The sequence below is a fragment of the Hymenobacter arcticus genome, assembly GCF_054779975.1.
Genome location: NZ_BAAGXF010000001.1, coordinates 37,408 through 53,709 on the forward strand (window position 1 = coordinate 37,408; position 16,302 = coordinate 53,709).

A 16,302-nucleotide genomic window follows, 5' to 3' on the forward strand; every position below is an offset into this window, starting at 1 on the left:
CGGTTAGTAAGGCGGCGCGAAGCGCGGGCGTTGCCTAAAAACGGTAGCACAAAGATACCGCCCTGCCACCCGCCCAACTTATCTTTGTCAGCTAGCCGCCCCCGGCCCCCAGCGCCATTTTATCCGTGCGGCTCCCATTCCCCTCAAAAGCTAACAGCTAGCAGCTAAGAGCTGCTTAAAAGCTCCCGCTAACAGCTTCATTCCGATGGCTTTAGATTATCACGCTCTCCTCAACCCCTCGCAGGCCGCGGCCGTTCTCCAAACCGAAGGCCCCTGCATGATTATCGCCGGTGCCGGCTCGGGCAAAACGCGGGTGCTCACCTACCGCATCGCCCACTTGCTGGAGCAGGGCGTGGACCCCTTCAACATCCTGGCCCTCACCTTCACCAACAAGGCCGCCAAGGAAATGCGCGCCCGCATCGAAAAGGTAGTGGGCCCCAACGCTAAAAACCTGTGGATGGGCACCTTCCACTCCGTGTTTGCCAAAATTCTGCGTTCCGAGGCCGATAAAATCGGCTACCCGCGCTCGTTCACCATCTACGACACGCAGGACAGCAAAACCCTCCTCGGCCAGATTGTGAAGGAGTTGGAGCTGGATGATAAACTCTACAAAACCAGCACGGTACTTGGGCGCATTTCGGCCGCCAAAAACAAGCTCGTTTCGGTGGCGCAGTACCTCAACGACCCCGTTATCAAGCAGGACGATGAGGCCGCGATGCGCCCCAAAATCGGCGTTATCTACCAGCAGTACGCCGCCCGCTGCTTCAAGGCCGGCGCCATGGATTTCGACGACCTGCTCTTCCAAACCAACGTCCTGTTCCGCGACCATGCCGACGTGTTGAATAAATACCAGAACAAATTCCGGTTTGTGATGGTGGACGAGTACCAGGACACCAACTATTCGCAGTACTTAATTACCCGCAAACTGGCGGCTAAAGAGCGGAATATCTGCGTAGTAGGCGACGATGCGCAGAGTATCTACGCCTTCCGCGGTGCGGATATTACCAATATTCTTAATTTCGAAAAAGACTATCCCGAACTCAACGTATTTAAATTGGAGCAGAATTATCGCTCCACTAAAAACATCGTGTGGGCGGCTAATTCGGTTATTAAAAACAACCAGGCGCAGCTGCGCAAAGACGTTTTTTCGGACAACGAGGACGGTAATTTAATTGAAGTAATTAAAGCTTCTTCCGATAACGAAGAAGGCAAGTTAGTTGCCCAATCCATTTACGAGGACAAGATGAACCAGCATCTATCCTACGATAATTTCGCCATTCTCTACCGCACCAACGCCCAAAGCCGGGCGATGGAAGAATCGCTGCGCAAATTAAATATCCGCTACAAAATCGTGGGTGGCCTGAGCTTTTATCAGCGCAAGGAAATCAAGGACTTGGTGGCTTATTTGCGCCTCACGGTGAACCCGAACGATGAGCAGGCGCTGCGCCGGGTAATTAATTACCCGAAGCGCGGCATCGGCGACACCACCATCAGCAAATTAATTAATTCGGCCGAAGAAGCCAACCACACGCTGTGGGAAGTGGTGAGCAACGCCGAGCAATTTCTACCGGCGCGGGTATCGAACCCGGTCGTGGGTTTTGCCGAAAAAATAAAGAGCTACACTGCCGTCGCCGCCAAGGAAGACGCCTTTGAAGCCGCCAAATTCATTGCCAAAAACTCAGGCATGATTGAGGAGTTGTACGCCGACAAAACCATCGAGGGCTTGTCGCGCTACGAGAACATTCAGGAGCTGCTCAACGGCATTAAGGAATACGTGGACGACCACGAGCGCGAGGACAAGTCGCTGGGCGCGTTTCTGCAAGACATTGCCCTAGTTACGGATTCCGACCTGAAGGACGCCGCCCAGGAAGGCGAGGCCGTGACGATGATGACCATTCACTCGGCTAAGGGCCTGGAATTCAGAAATGTGTACATCGTGGGTATGGAAGAAAACCTCTTCCCCAGCCAGATGATGATAACCTCGCGCGCCGACCTGGAGGAGGAGCGCCGCCTGTTTTACGTGGCCATCACGCGGGCCGAAAAGAAGCTCACGCTCAGCTACGCCACCTCGCGCTACCAGTGGGGCAACCTGCGCAGCTGCGAGAAGAGCCGCTTTCTGGATGAGATTGACCCTCAGTACCTTAATGTGAAGTTTGCCGCCGGCCCGGCGGTGGGCGAGTCGCCGTTTCAGCACGTGTTTGAGCGCCGCTCGAACCTGGTGGCGGCCCCGCCCCGTAAAACGGTGGCGACCAAGTACGTGGCCCCGGCCGATTTCCAACCCTCCGACACGAGTAACTTGCAGGCCGGCCAGCGCGTCGAGCACGCCAAGTTCGGTTTTGGCCAGGTAGCCAGCCTCGAAAAGCAGAACGGCACCGTGAAAGCCATCATCCAGTTTGAGGAAGTAGGCGAGAAAACGCTGCTGCTGAGCTTCGCTAAGCTACGGGTGCTGTAAAGCTCTCGTACTGAATTTGCTGACTTGAAATTGGATTTTACTGGAGTACTTAATACGCTTGGTAAATTTCAATTTTAACTCCTCGCCAAAGGCTGTGCGAATTAATATCTAAGAATTAAATGCAAGAAATCCCCACCCAACTGCCCTTCCACCAGCAACTGCTGGTGCGCGAATACGGGCAAAGCACCTACCAGCTCATCCTGGGCCTGGCTCAGATTGAGGACGTGGCCGAGCGCACGCGCCGCGCCGCTGGCATTGTGCAGCTGATGCTGCGCCTGCGCCCCAGCCTGCGCGACCAGCCCGATATTCAGACGCGCCTCTGGAACCACCTGCACGCGCTGGCCGGCCCCGACGTGGCCCTCGACGCACCCGTGACCCTGTCGCCGCCGCGCCTGCACCTCGAAAAGCCCAAGCGCCTCGACTACCCGCGCCAGGCCCCCAAGCTCAAGGCCTACGGCCGCGGCATTGAGGCGCTCATCACCAAGGTATTGACCATCGAAGACGCCGCCGAGCGCGAGCAGGCCACCATCCAGATTGGGCGCACGATGAAGTTCCTCTACCGCCAGCACAACAAGGAGAATGCCAAGGACGTAACCATCATCCGGCACCTGGGCGAGCTATCGGGCGGGCAGTTGAAGCTGGATGCGCAAGTCGTGGCCGACCAAGGCTTGTTTGAGTTGGCAGCGCTGCCGGCTGCTACTGCCGCCGCGGGTCAGCCGGCGCGCGCCACCGGCAGCGGCCAAGCGGGTGCCAACCGCTTCGAAAACCGCGAGCGCCGCACCGAACGGGCTGACCGGCCCGAAGGCTCCACCAGCGCCGGTGGCAATGGGAACAACAACAAAAAACGGGACAAGAAACGGGGCAAGAAATTTCGCTCCGAGCCTCAGCAGCCGCCGCAGTAGCTCCGGTAAGCTGTTAGCTGATAGCCGTTAGCTGTTAGCCTTTCCAAGTGTAGTATACTATCAACCAAGAAGCTAATAGCTAACGGCTATCAGCTAATAGCTAAAATCAAAGAATGGCTGCTTTTGAAGTACGTGGTGGGAACAAGTTGCGGGGCGAGATAATCCCGCAAGGAGCTAAGAATGAGGCGCTTCAGATTTTGTGCGCGGTGCTGCTCAGCCCCGACCCCATCACCATTAGCAACGTGCCCAATATCCGGGACGTCAACAAGCTCATCGAGCTTCTGCGCGACCTGGGGGTGAAAGTGGGCCAGCTGGCCCCCGACACCTACATTTTTCAGGCCGAGGACGTGCGCCTCGACTACCTCGACACGCCCGAGTTTGTGGCCCAGGCCCGCGAGCTGCGCGGCTCCGTGATGATACTGGGCCCGCTGCTGGCCCGCTACGGCCGCGCCCAGCTACCCAAGCCCGGCGGCGACAAAATCGGCCGTCGCCCGCTCGATACGCACTTTGTGGGCCTCGAAAAATTAGGTGCCCATCTCACGCTGGAAGGACCTGATTTTTACCGCCTTACCGTGCCCGCCGGCAAGCTGCAAGGCGCGTCTATGCTGCTCGACGAAGCCAGCGTAACTGGCACCGCTAATATTCTGATGGCCGCCGTGCTGGCCGAAGGCACCACCAGCATCTACAACGCCGCCTGCGAGCCCTACTTGCAGCAGCTTTGCCGCATGCTGGTGCGCATGGGCGCTAAGATTCAGGGCATTGGCTCCAACTTGCTCACCATTGAGGGCGTAGCCAGCCTCGGCGGCACCGAGCACCGCATGCTGCCCGACATGATTGAAATCGGCTCCTTCATCGGCCTGGCGGCCATGACGGGCTCCGAAATCACTATCAAGGACTGCCAGATTCCGGAGCTGGGTATCATCCCCGACACATTCCGCAAGCTGGGCATTCAGCTGGAGTTTCGCGGCGATGACATTTACGTGCCAGCCCAAGACCACTACGAACTGAGCACCTACCTCGACGGCTCCATCCTGACCGTGAGCGACCACACCTGGCCGGGCTTCACGCCTGATTTGCTGAGTATTATCCTCGTGGTAGCCACCCAGGCCAAAGGCACGGTGCTCATTCACCAAAAGATGTTTGAGTCGCGCCTGTTTTTCGTGGATAAGCTTATTGACATGGGTGCGCAAATCATCCTCTGCGACCCGCACCGCGCCACCGTTATCGGGCTCGACAAGCGCGCCGCCCTGCGCGGCATCACCATGTCGTCGCCCGATATCCGGGCTGGCGTGGCCCTGCTTATTGCCGCGCTCAGCGCCGAGGGCAAGAGTACTATCCTCAACGTGGAGCAGATTGACCGCGGCTACCAGAACATCGACGAGCGCCTGAACGCGCTGGGCGCTGATATTCGCCGCGTATAATTTAATTGAATACAACTACCTGTTTTACACGTAGTTGTATTCAGCAAAACTTTATAATGAAAAAGCCCAGCCGCACAACGGCTGGGCTTTTTATTTGCCCAATGGGTTACCCGCTTGGGGAAATTGGATAAAGAGGCAGCTGCGCCGCTGAGTTTTTCCATCTTCAGCTTTCCCCCTCCATATTTTGATGAAACGCCTGATTTATCCCGTCCTCTTCGGACTGGGGCTGGCTGGGTGCAGCCAAGCCAAAACGGAAATGACGGAGGCAGCTGCCACCGAAACAGCAGCTAACCAAATGGTTACGCCCGAAGCAACACCTCGCCAGGCGCAAGCTACTGCCGCTGCCCCCACCTCAGCCGCCCCCACTACTCCCACCGCCGCCCCCAACGTAGTGTACCAGGGAGAATTGGACTTAGCCGTGGATGATTTCGCGCAAGCCTCGGACAATATCGACCGCCTGCTGCTCCGCCACAAGTCGTACCTGAGCACGGCGCACGAAACGCGGGCCGATGGCCAGCACCGCCAGGAAATGACGCTCAAGGTGCTACCCACCGAGTTTGCAGGCCTCGTGGCAGACCTCGGCAAGCTCGGGCGCATCGAAAACAAAGACATTTCCTCGGCCGATGTGACGGCCGACATGCTGCAAGCCGCCGCCAGCGTAGCCACCCAGCAGGCTACCGAAATCAAGTACCAGCAACTGCTAACCCACACTACCAGCCCGGCCGAGGTTCGCCGCCTCGAAGAGCAAACCCACCAGCTGCGGCTAACCCTGGCAGCTGACCAAGCTCGCTTGCAACAGTTCAGCGCCCGCAGCACCTGGGCTACCCTCACGCTCCGCTACTTCCAGGTGCTCCCTGAGGCCACGCCGTCTGTGGTAGCGCCCGTTTTTGCTCCCCAATTTCTAGCGGCTTTTTACCGCGGCTGGTCATTTTTACTGAGCGTGCTCGTGGTGCTCACCAACGTGTGGCCGCTACTGCTGCTGGGCGGCCTGAGCATGGGAGCCGTGCGGTGGTGGCGGCTGCGCCACCCAATTGCAGGTTGAGCTACTGCATTTTCAGGGTAGCTACTACGGCCGGCGTGTGCATAATCCGCAGTTGTGGCATCTGATGGCTTGAAGCAGCTACTACTTAGCCCCAACTAGCCACTGAGGTCAGCGGCTATCTTTTCACTAATCTATCGCATTGACTATGAAACACTTGCTTGGATTATCCATTAGCATAGCCTTGCTCACCCAAACCGGTTGCGGCCAAAGGCAAAAGGGTAGCGATGCGACCGAAGCCGCACCAGTTACTCTTAATGCACCTCTGGTAACGAATCAAGGCGAGGGGGCCGCTGACCAAGCTGAAGCGCCGCAGGCGATAGAGGTGAGCGGTAGCCCCGCCCCGCCACCCCCGTCGGCCGCACCCATCGCAACGCCAATCCCCACCGCAGCTACCGCCACGCGCCTGCTCATCTACCACGCCGATATCCGGCTCAAAACCACTGCCTTAGCCCGTGCCACTGCGCGCCTCGATAGCCTGGTGCGGCGCAGCAGCGGCTACCTGAGCGCCGCCGCCGAAACCCACGCCGATGGCGAATGGCGCCAGGAAACCACCATTCGGGTGCCGCCCCGGCAGTTTCAAGCCTTGCTAAGCGGTCTGGCGGGCCTGGGCACCGTGGAAGAAAAAAAGCTGAGTACCGACGACGTAACGGCTGAGCATGCCGACGTGGCCGCCCGCCTGCAAGCCAAGCGGGCCGTAGAGCGCCAGTACACGGCCCTGCTCAGCAAAGCCCAGAGAATCAAGGATATCCTGGATATCGAGGAGAAGCTGGGCGAGGTGCGCGAGACAATCGAGGCCACCGAAAGCCGCCTCAAAACCCTCAATGATGAGGTAGCCTACGCTACCATTACGCTCACGCTCTACCAGCCCGTAACACAAACTGTGCCCGACGCTCCTATCGTATCGCTGGGCAGCCGCACCGTCGAGGCGTTCTATGGGGGCTGGCAGATGCTGATTTCACTGCTGCTGGGCGTGCTCAATCTGTGGCCACTGGTGCTGGGCGCGGGCATTACCGGCTGGTGGCTGTGGCGGCGGCGGCAGGCCAAGCGGCGGCCAGCGCAGCCCACTCCTACCATAGCCGCCTAACGCAAACGGCCCCGTTGAACAGCTGTTCAACGGGGCCGTTTGCGTTGGCGTAACTCAACTGGCAGGGAAGGACCACTAGTCGATTACCATGTCCACGACGGTGGTTACCAGCGACAGCGCCAAGCTGAAAATCAGCGCGCTAACCAAGCCGGTTACCGAGAAGCTGGTCATTAGGAAATCAGCTAGCTTAACGATTATCACGTTGATAATCAGCAGGAAAATCCCCAGCGTCAACACCGTAATCGGAAAGCCAATTATCTTCAGTATCGGCTTCACGGTCGCGTTGAGCAGGCCCATCACGATGACCAAAATGGCGGCGCTCCCTACGCCATCGAGGCGCACATTGGGCAGCACGTGCGCCAAGCCGTAGGTGAGCACGGCCGTTAGAATGAATTTGATGAGAATCTTACCCATGTCGTAATTAATTTATTTTTAGATACTTACACCCTGCGTTGCGCTAGCTTTGCAGGCTATTTCTTCTTATTCTTTTCATCTGCCGAGCCCAGGCCCTTGGCTACCAGGCGGCCCTGCGAAACGGCCATCCAGTTGCAAAGCTGATACAGTAGGCGGGCGCCCACAATGGCGTTCCACTCGGTGTCGCCGGGCGCTACCTCGTTGAGGTCGAAGCCGATAATGGTGCGGCCCGAGCGCACAATCATGCGCAGCAGGTAGGTAGCTTCCTCAAATTCCAGGCCGCCGGGCACGGGCGTGCCGGTGCCGGGGCACAGCTTGGGGTCGAGGCCGTCGATGTCGAAGCTGATGTAGACTTTCTGGGGCAGCTGGGCGATGATTTTGCCGCACACCTTTTTCCACGATTTCTTCACAAATTTCTCCTCGCTCATAAACCGCTGGCCGAACAGTGCCACCCGGCCCACCGAATGCTCGATGAGGTCGGCCTCCTGCTGGCACATATCCCGAATGCCGACCTGCACCAGTTTCTTCACCTGCGGTAGCTCCAAGGCATTGTACATGATGCTGGCGTGCGAGTATTGAAAGCCCTCATAGGCGGGGCGCAGGTCACAGTGGGCATCTATTTGCAGGATGCCAAAGCCGTCGGGGTGGCGCTCGGCCAGCGCGTGCAGGTAGCCCAGCGGCGTACTGTGGTCGCCACCGAGCACAGCCACGGCCTTACCGGCGTCGAGGAGCGCGCCGGTTTTGGCCTTCAGCCACTGGATGAGCTTGTCACCTTCGGACTTGATGTGGGCCGGCGTGTTTTCGTGCTGGGTTGCGCTTTCGGCGGGCTGGCCGTCTTCGAGCCAGCCGATATAATTGGCGGCCAGGGGGCGCAGGTCGCGGCTGGCCTGGGCAATTACCTCGTCTTCGTCCTCCATCGCCAGGCCCAGCTTCCAGGCTTCGGGCAGGTCGGGGTCGTAGAGGTCCACTTGCAGCGAAGCCTCGCGGATAGCGGCGGGGCCCTGGGCGGTGCCGGCGCGGTAGCTCACGGTCACTTCCCACGGCACGGGTACTACCACCACCTGAGCTTCGGCGGGCGTGAAGGGCAGCCCAAACAAGCCCCCGGCGGTATCGCCGAGCGCATTGGGGTCAAAATTGGCGATTTTTTGCGCGAGCGTAGATTCGGACACGGTGAAAAAGAAACACCAGGCCGCTAGTGCCTGGTGGGTGAAAAAGAAAGAATACTGGCTGGTTGCCAACCAACCCAACTGAGAAGCAAAGCACTACCTATGAAGTACTTACAACGCCGACTGCGTTTTGCCCAGGAAGTCGTAGGTGCGGATTATTTCCAGGATTTTTTCAAAAGTAGCGCGGTCAAAAAACAACATCAGGGGCAACTCAACCGAATTTTCCTTATCCGAAAACTGCGTGATAACTGAGAAAATAAGTGGTTGCAACGTTTCCGGGTCGGGCATGAGGTTTTGCAGCGCCTCGGCCAGGTCGCCGCCCGGCGCTAGCGGTGGTGCGCCGTAAATATTGGCCTTCAGGATGTTAGCCAGCTGCGTTACCAGCGCCCCGGTGATGATATTACTAATTTCCAGCAGCAACGACTCTTGTAATTCGTTGAGCTGCAAGGAGTCGCCTACCTGCATGCGCAAGCATACCCGCGAGAGCCGCTGAATGTGCTGGCCCGAAAAGAACATGAAGGTCGAGCCGTTGAAATCGCCCCGGATATCACTCTGAATAGCTACGTAGCGCGTCTGATAATCACGCACCCGCTCAATAATATTGCTACTGGGCAGCAAATCCAAGTTGGGCACCTCCAGCATTACCCGCTCCTGCGCAATTACGGCAAAGCTATCCGCCGCCCGGGCCAGACCGATATTGAGGATTTCGCGGATAATATCGCGCTCTAACTCATTCATTGATACATTCATAACAGCTTGGTTCGTAGCAGCGGCGGCCAAGGCCGGCAAATTAATACGGAAAAGAGCGGGGAGCGGCTAAATTCAGGGTCTTTTAGCCAAAAACAGGCGCGTGAGGGCAGGCACGTCCAGCACCAGGCATAGTTGCCCACTGCCCAATAGCGTGACGCCCCCAAAAAGGTCGATAGTATCGAGTGGCTTGCTAAGTGACTTTACCACAATATTTTGCTGGCGCAGAAAGCGGTCGATGAGCAAACCCAGCCGGCGGTTGTTGTAGCTCACTACCAGCACTTGGTGCTGGTAGTGAAGGCCGCCGTCGGTGGGCAGGTCGGCACGGGTAGCGCGGGGCAGCAGCTCATCGCCTTCGGAGTAGAGCAATTGCCGCAGGGGCACCAGCGGCACATTTTCGTCCTGAATACGGGTCATCAATAGACCACCCACGGCAAAAATCTCGTCGTTGGGCAGGGCCAGCACGGTGTCGGTGTGCAGCAGGGGCACGGCGTAGGCACGGTCATCCAACTCGATAAGCAGCGCGCCCTTCACGGCAATGGAAGTCGGCAGCACCAGCGTAAACGTGGTACCCTTACCTAGCTCCGAGTTGACGCGCAAGCGGCCGCCGAGCGAATCGATGGCCAGCTTTACCACGTCGAGGCCCACGCCCCGGCCCGAAATATCGGTTATTTTCTCGGCCATCGAAAAACCGGGCTCAAACAGCAGCGCCCACACGGCTTGCTCATCGAGCAAGGCGGCGGCTTCGGCCGTTACCAGCTTGTTGCGAATCGCCTTTTTGCGGACGGCCTCGGTGTCGATACCCCGGCCATCATCTTGCACCTGAATCAGCACGTCGTCGCGCTCGGTGAGCGCTGAGATGCGCAGCTTGCCCACGGCGGGCTTGCCGGCGGCCTGCCGGGTTTCGGGGGTTTCGAGGCCGTGGCTCACGGCATTGCGCACAATGTGCAGCAGCGCATCGGTGATGAGCTGCAACACGTTACGGTCAATCTGCACGTCCTGGCCAGCCAGCGAAAGCTCTACCTGCTTGTTCTCGGTCGAAGCTACATCGCGCACCACACGCGGAAACTTATTCAGCAGCACCCCCGCTCCTACCAGCCGCACATCCATCACGGAGTACTGCAAGTCATCAGAAATGCGGAATAGGTGCTGCGCCGTGGCTTGCAGGGCCGGGTGGCCCAGCTCGGCGGCCAGCGTCAGGATGCGGTCGCGGTCAATTACCAGCTCTCCCACCAGATTAAGCAGATTATCAAGCTTTTTGACGGGAATATAGACCAGGTCTGACAGCTCCAGCTTACGGGCGGCGTCGGCGTCGACTTCTTCCTCGGTGGGGGCTGCCTGGGCTTCCACCACTTCTTCCCCCTGAATCAGGCGCTCCAGGCTTTCGAGCAGCGGCGTAGCGTCGCCCGATTCCTGGTTCGCGCCCACAGCCCGAATCATACTGCCCAGCATATCCACGGCCCGGAACGTCAGCGGTACCAGCGCCCCATTGAAGGTGCGCTCATTGCCCCGAATCTGCCCGAAGAGCGTCTCCATTTTATGGGCTACCTCGCCCATGTCCATGAAACCCATGGCGCGGGCATTGGCCTTGAGGTTGTGCATAAGCCGGAACAGCTCATTCAGCGCTCCCGGCTCGTTGGGGTTGCGCTCCAACTCACTGAGGTGCTGCGACATAGCGTCGTAGTACTCCAGTGCCTCCGCCATAAACAGCTCCCGGTACTCTTGTTCCCGCGCCGTCATAACTTGTTGGCTAACATGGTATTGCGCAAATCCTTTACTAAACCTACTTTCTCGCTAGCAGCACCCACCGGCTGGTTAGAGCTGCCGAAAGGCCCTGCTGAAACGGATAGCGTAGGAAAATGAAGGAGAAACAAAGGTGTAATACTAGCGGTGGAGGAATACGACTAATGGCCAACCGGCTGGCTTTCCAGAGAAAGCCAGCCGGTTGGCTTCGTTCTTTAGGCTATTGAGCTATCGCCTTGCAACGCGCTACCCACTATTTCGAGTACCCGTTCTTCAGAGAAAGGCTTCACAATATAGGCGAGCGCGCCGTTCTCAATGGCCTCATTCACAATGGTTTCCTGACCTACGGCCGAGCACATAACCACTTTGGCGTCGGGCTGCTGCAAGCGAATGCCCTTGAGCACGTCGAGGCCCGTGTTGTCAGGCAAAATCACGTCGAGCGTGATGAGGTCGGGGGTGGTTGCTACCGCCATTTCCAGGGCCTGCTGGCCATTGGCGGCTTCGCCCACTACATCGTAGCCGGCGTCGGTGAGCATATTCTTGAGCATCGTCCGCATGTAGAACGAGTCATCGACGATGAGAATGCGCTTATTCATTAAATCTAAAGCTAAGAAGTGAGGAGTAGAAAGGGGGATAGTAACGGTAACCGTGGCCGCCGGCTGACGCGTCTACGGCTATTGCGAGCCGGAGGGTGCATCGGCGTTAGCGGCGGCAGCCGTACCAGGGCGGGCAGGCTTGGCAGCGGCTTGACCCGGCAGGCGCATTATCTCACTGGGAGACAGCAGCTTGAGCATATCCAGCACAATAATGACGCTTTGGTCGCCGGGCAGCCGGGCAATGCCTTCCAGGTATTTTTCGCGCTGCCCGCTGTCCTGCACAAACTCAGGGGCTGGCTCAATGGCACTGACCGGGATGGTAACCGGGCGCGGTACCTCGCGCACCAGCAGCCCCAGGGTGTAGTCGGGGGCTTCCACGGCCAGGGTGTAGGAAAAGTCAGGCACTGGCCGGCCGGCCGGCCGGAGCTCAAACCGCTCCTCCAGGTCTACCACGGCAATGATGTCGCCGCGTAAGTTGGTGATACCCTTGATAAAGGGCGGCGTTTTGGGCATCCGCACCACTTCGGGCGTGATGGTTACCTCCTTCACCTGCTCAATGCGGATGCCATAATCCTCATCGCCCAGGCGAAAAACAATGAGCTGCACCACCGCTTCGGGAGCGGCCGGCGCGGCCCGGCCCGAAGAAGTAGCCGGACGATTTGCAGCGGAATCAGCCATGAAAATTACCTAAACGCGGTATCGAATGCAGCGCTACTGCGAGCGCAAAAAATAAAAATGCGAGTTTATTTGGCTTTTGCCTTCCGCGGGCGGTTTGAGGCCGAATTGCTCGCTTCCGGCTGCGGGGCTGCACTAACGGCTGAGCTGGCCTTGGCACGGCGCGCGGCGGGTTTGACCGGCTCCGTAGTATGGGCCGTAGCCATTGTGGCTGCCGAAGTGAGACGACGCATGCGGCCATTGCTGGCGTGGCTAGTGCCGGCGCTATCAGCTACGGGGGCGCTGGCGGTTGTGGGGCGCGCCTGGGTGGCGGGGGTAGCCTTTGGAGCCGGGGTAGCGACGGGCACAACAACCGGCGCGGCAGCCCTGGTTAGCGGGCGGCGTACCATGCGGCGCACGGGCTCGGGCTCTGGTTCGGGCTCCGGCTCGGGGGCGTAGTCGAAGAGCTGGAAGGTTTCGAGGCCGTCCTGTAAGTCGTCGGCAATGTCGGAGAGGCGCTGCGAAGAAGCCGTCAGCTCCTGCATGGAGGAGGAGAGCTGGCGGGCCGTACCGGCCACCTGCTGGGTGCCAGTGGCGGTTTGCTCGGCAATGGCTACCACTTCTTCCACGTACTTCACCACGTCGCCAATGGAGGTCTGCTGCAAGGCCGTGGCCGTGAGAATGTCGCGCGAAGTGCGCAGCGTTTCGCCGCTACTGGTGGCAATGTTCTTAAAGGCCGCGCTGGCCTCAAAAGTGGCGTTTTTGCCCTTGAGCACCCGGCTTTCCATGGCGCTGATGGCGGCGGCGGCGCTGGTGGTATCCTTTTTTACGTCTTCCACGAGCGTCGCAATCTCGTTGGCCGACTTGCGCGAGCCTTCGGCCAGCTTGCGGATTTCCTCGGCTACCACGGCAAAGCCGCGGCCAGCTTCGCCAGCACGGGCCGCTTCGATAGCGGCGTTGAGGGCCAGCAGGTTGGTTTGTGAGGCGATATCGGTAATCACGCCCAGCGACTTGCTGATTTCCTGCGAGCGAGTCGAGAGAACTTCGATGGTGCGCGAGGTTTGGGTGGCGGCCCCGGAGATTTCCTCCATGTTTTTCACCACTTCGGCTACCGTTTTCAGGCCTTGCTGTGAGGTTTGCTCACCCATGATGGCCGACTTGTTCACCACGTCGGCCTTGTTGGCCGTTTCCTTGGTGGCCGTCATGATTTCCTCAATCAGCTTAAAGGCCTGGTCGGTTTTGAGTGCCTGGTTCTGCGCGCCTTCGGCCATTTGTTGCATGGCCAAGGCCACGTCAACCGTTACCCGGCTCATTTCCTGGCCTTTATCTACCATTTCTTCCGAAGAAGTGCCCACCACCTGCGCCGATTCGTTGATTTCGCCGAGCAGGGCGTTCAGCGTTTCCACGGCCTGGTTGAGCGAGCTGGACATGGCCAGAATATCGCCGGTGGTCTGGATTTCCACCATCTGCGTGAGGTCGCCTTCCGAGATGGCGCGCACCACGCGGCTCACTTCGAGCACCGGCAGGGCGATGCTCTCAATCAGCGCGTTAAGCGTATCCACGAGCTCTTTCCACGAGCCCGACACGCCACCCACCGTGGCGCGCTCGGTGAGCTTGCCCTCGGCACCGGCCACGCGGGCCACCCGGCTTACTTCGGAGGCCAGGCGGTTGAGGTCGTCCACCATCCGGTTGATGGTCTGGGCCAGGTCGGCTACTTCGCCGGCGGCTTCCAACATCAACTTCTGGGTAAGGTCACCCTGCGAAACGGCCGTTACAATCTTCACAATGCCCCGCACCTGAATGGTGAGGTTGGAGGCCATCGTGTTCACGTTGTCGGTCAGGTCTTTCCACACGCCGCTCACGTTGGGCACGTTAGCCTGGCCGCCGAGCTGGCCCTCGGTGCCCACTTCCACGGCCACGCGGGTTACCTCGCCGGCGAAGATGTTGAGCGAGTCCACCATCTGGTTGATGTTGTCCTTGAGGTCGAGCAACTCGCCGCGCACGTCAACCGACACCTTCTGGCTGAGGTCGCCGCGGGCTACGGCAGTGGTTACGTTGGCAATGTCGCGCACCTGGCTGGTGAGCGAGGCCGCCATCGTGTTCACGTTGTCGGTCAGGTCTTTCCAGGTGCCTTTCACGCCGGGCACGTTGGCCTGGCCACCGAGCTTACCGTCGGTACCTACTTCGCGGGCTACCCGGGTTACTTCGTCGCCGAACACGTTCAGCGAGTCCACCATCTGGTTGAGGTTTTCCTTGAGCTGCAACAGCTCGCCGCGCACGTTCACGGTTATTTTCTGGCTCAAGTCGCCGCGCGATACGGCGGTGGCCACGTTGGCAATGTCCCGCACCTGACTGGTAAGGTTGCTAGCCATCGTGTTCACGTTGTCGGTCAGGTCTTTCCAAGTGCCCGATACGCGGGGTACGTTGGCCTGGCCGCCCAGAATGCCCTCGGTGCCCACCTCCCGCGCCACGCGGGTTACCTCGCCGGCAAAGATGTTGAGCGAGTCAACCATCTGATTCAGAATGTTTTTCAGGTCGAGAATCTCACCCTGCACGTCTACCGTCATTTTCTGGCTGAGGTCGCCGCGGGCTACGGCGGTAGCCACATTGGCAATGTCGCGCACCTGGCTGGTGAGCGAGGCGGCCATCGTGTTCACGTTGTCGGTCAGGTCTTTCCACACGCCGCCCACGCGGGGCACCACGGCCTGGCCACCCAGCTTGCCCTCGGTGCCTACTTCGCGGGCTACGCGGGTTACCTCATCACCGAAGATGTTGAGTGAGTCAACCATCTGATTCAGAATGTTTTTCAATTCCAGAATCTCGCCCTTCACGTTCACCGTCATCTTCTGGCTGAGGTCGCCGCGGGCCACGGCGGTGGCCACATTGGCAATGTCGCGCACCTGAGAAGTCAGGTTGGCGGCCATGTTGTTCACGTTGTCGGTCAGGTCTTTCCAGGTGCCGCTCACGCCGGGCACGCTGGCCTGGCCGCCGAGCTTGCCCTCGGTGCCCACGTCGAGGGCCACGCGGGTTACCTCGCCGGCAAACAGATTGAGCGAGTCCACCATCTGGTTGAGGTTCTGCTTGAGCTGCAAGAGCTCGCCCTTCACGTCCACTGTCATTTTCTGGCTGAGGTCGCCGCGGGCTACGGCGGTGGTCACGTTGGCAATGTCGCGCACCTGGCTGGTGAGCGAAGCGGCCATCGTGTTCACGTTATCAGTGAGTTCCTTCCACACGCCGCCCACATTGGGCACCACGGCCTGGCCACCCAGCCGGCCCTCGGTACCCACCTCCTGCGCCACGCGGCTTACTTCGCCAGCAAACACGTTGAGGTTGTCGATGGTGCGGTTGATGGTTTCGGCCATCACCTTGAAGTCGCCCGACACCGGAATCTGGAAGCTCTCGTCTAGGTTGCCGCGGCTGATGTTTTTCAGCACCTTGCCCACTTCCAGCACCGGCACGGCAATGGAATCCACCAGGCCGTTGATGTTGTTAATCATGTCGCGCCAGAAACCCGCCGCGCCGTCGGCCGAGGCGCGGGCTTTCAGGTTGCCCTCTACCCCGGCCACCTTTGAGATGCGTGACACCTCCCCGCCTACGCCGCCAATCATCTCCACCATCGAATTATACGCCTCGGCGATTTCGGAGAAGATATCGTCGTTTTGCTTGGTCAGGCGCACCGATACGTCGCCTTTCTTAAAGGCATCGAGGGCGAAGAGCACCCGGTTGAGCTGCTCGTTGACGTAGTCGGTATCGGTGAGGCCTACGTTGCGGGTCTTGCCGCGCTTGCGGGTCGTGTTGTCGTCGGCAAACGTACCGGTTTCGTCGGGGCGCGCGGCCTCATCAACTTCAGTTACCGGGGCCGTGTTTTTCTTGGCGGAAGCCATGTGGGGAGAGCGCAGGGAAGGTGGGGCGAGCCGGGGCCCGCAGTGGATACCAACAAAAGTAGGTGCGCGGGGCAATCCGACAATGCTGGCTGGTTCGAAGGTAGCTTGCAGGCCCGAGTTGGCGCCGGGTTGGCTTTAGCCGTGCATCTTTGTCCCCGTTTTTAACTTTTCGGGGCAGGTCCGCGTTCACAACATCC

The 16,302-nt window shown here is 59.2% G+C and carries 12 protein-coding genes; 5 read left to right on the forward strand and 7 right to left on the reverse strand.

Annotated features, from left to right (window positions below; genetic code table 11):
* The first annotated feature begins 205 nt into the window (after positions 1 to 205).
* The 5 genes from ACYVGC_RS00160 to ACYVGC_RS00180 all read left to right on the forward strand — a co-directional run bounded on the left by ACYVGC_RS00160 (position 206) and on the right by ACYVGC_RS00180 (position 6,901).
* On the forward strand, positions 206 to 2,452 hold the full coding sequence (locus ACYVGC_RS00160; RefSeq protein ID WP_460581749.1) for an ATP-dependent helicase: 2,247 nt from the start codon (positions 206 to 208) through the stop codon (positions 2,450 to 2,452).
* A 119-nt stretch (positions 2,453 to 2,571) separates the two neighbouring features.
* Positions 2,572 to 3,354 carry a DUF4290 domain-containing protein gene (locus ACYVGC_RS00165; RefSeq protein WP_460581750.1) on the forward strand — a complete coding sequence of 261 codons (783 nt, stop codon included), beginning with the start codon at positions 2,572 to 2,574 and terminating at the stop codon, positions 3,352 to 3,354.
* A gap of 113 nt (positions 3,355 to 3,467) precedes the next feature.
* Positions 3,468 to 4,775: a UDP-N-acetylglucosamine 1-carboxyvinyltransferase gene (gene murA / locus ACYVGC_RS00170; RefSeq protein ID WP_460581751.1), complete on the forward strand. Its 1,308-nt coding sequence runs from the start codon at positions 3,468 to 3,470 to the stop codon at positions 4,773 to 4,775.
* Between the two features lie 187 nt (positions 4,776 to 4,962).
* Entirely contained in the window at positions 4,963 to 5,817 is an 855-nt protein-coding gene (locus ACYVGC_RS00175) for a DUF4349 domain-containing protein (protein WP_460581752.1), read from the forward strand.
* Positions 5,818 to 5,962: 145 nt separating this feature from the next.
* On the forward strand, positions 5,963 to 6,901 hold the full coding sequence (locus tag ACYVGC_RS00180) for a DUF4349 domain-containing protein (RefSeq protein WP_460581753.1): 939 nt from the start codon (positions 5,963 to 5,965) through the stop codon (positions 6,899 to 6,901).
* A 75-nt stretch (positions 6,902 to 6,976) separates the two neighbouring features.
* On the opposite strand, the gene ACYVGC_RS00185 is transcribed toward ACYVGC_RS00180, so the two are convergent.
* The 7 genes from ACYVGC_RS00185 to ACYVGC_RS00215 all read right to left on the reverse strand — a co-directional run bounded on the left by ACYVGC_RS00185 (position 6,977) and on the right by ACYVGC_RS00215 (position 16,105).
* A complete protein-coding gene (locus ACYVGC_RS00185; RefSeq protein WP_460581754.1) occupies positions 6,977 to 7,315 on the reverse strand; it encodes a phage holin family protein in 339 nt (112 codons plus the stop codon).
* A 56-nt stretch (positions 7,316 to 7,371) separates the two neighbouring features.
* Entirely contained in the window at positions 7,372 to 8,484 is a 1,113-nt protein-coding gene (locus ACYVGC_RS00190) for an agmatinase family protein (RefSeq protein WP_460581755.1), read from the reverse strand.
* A 108-nt stretch (positions 8,485 to 8,592) separates the two neighbouring features.
* Positions 8,593 to 9,219: a chemotaxis protein CheC gene (locus ACYVGC_RS00195; protein WP_460581756.1), complete on the reverse strand. Its 627-nt coding sequence runs from the start codon at positions 9,217 to 9,219 to the stop codon at positions 8,593 to 8,595.
* A gap of 84 nt (positions 9,220 to 9,303) precedes the next feature.
* On the reverse strand, positions 9,304 to 10,968 hold the full coding sequence (locus tag ACYVGC_RS00200; RefSeq protein WP_460581757.1) for a chemotaxis protein CheA: 1,665 nt from the start codon (positions 10,966 to 10,968) through the stop codon (positions 9,304 to 9,306).
* Between the two features lie 218 nt (positions 10,969 to 11,186).
* Positions 11,187 to 11,567: a response regulator gene (locus ACYVGC_RS00205; protein ID WP_460581758.1), complete on the reverse strand. Its 381-nt coding sequence runs from the start codon at positions 11,565 to 11,567 to the stop codon at positions 11,187 to 11,189.
* A 78-nt stretch (positions 11,568 to 11,645) separates the two neighbouring features.
* Positions 11,646 to 12,245, reverse strand: a complete 600-nt coding sequence (locus ACYVGC_RS00210) for a chemotaxis protein CheW (protein ID WP_460581759.1) — start codon at positions 12,243 to 12,245, stop codon at positions 11,646 to 11,648.
* Between the two features lie 65 nt (positions 12,246 to 12,310).
* Complete coding sequence (locus ACYVGC_RS00215) at positions 12,311 to 16,105, reverse strand: methyl-accepting chemotaxis protein (protein ID WP_460581760.1); 3,795 nt, start codon at positions 16,103 to 16,105, stop codon at positions 12,311 to 12,313.
* Positions 16,106 to 16,302 lie beyond the last annotated feature (197 nt).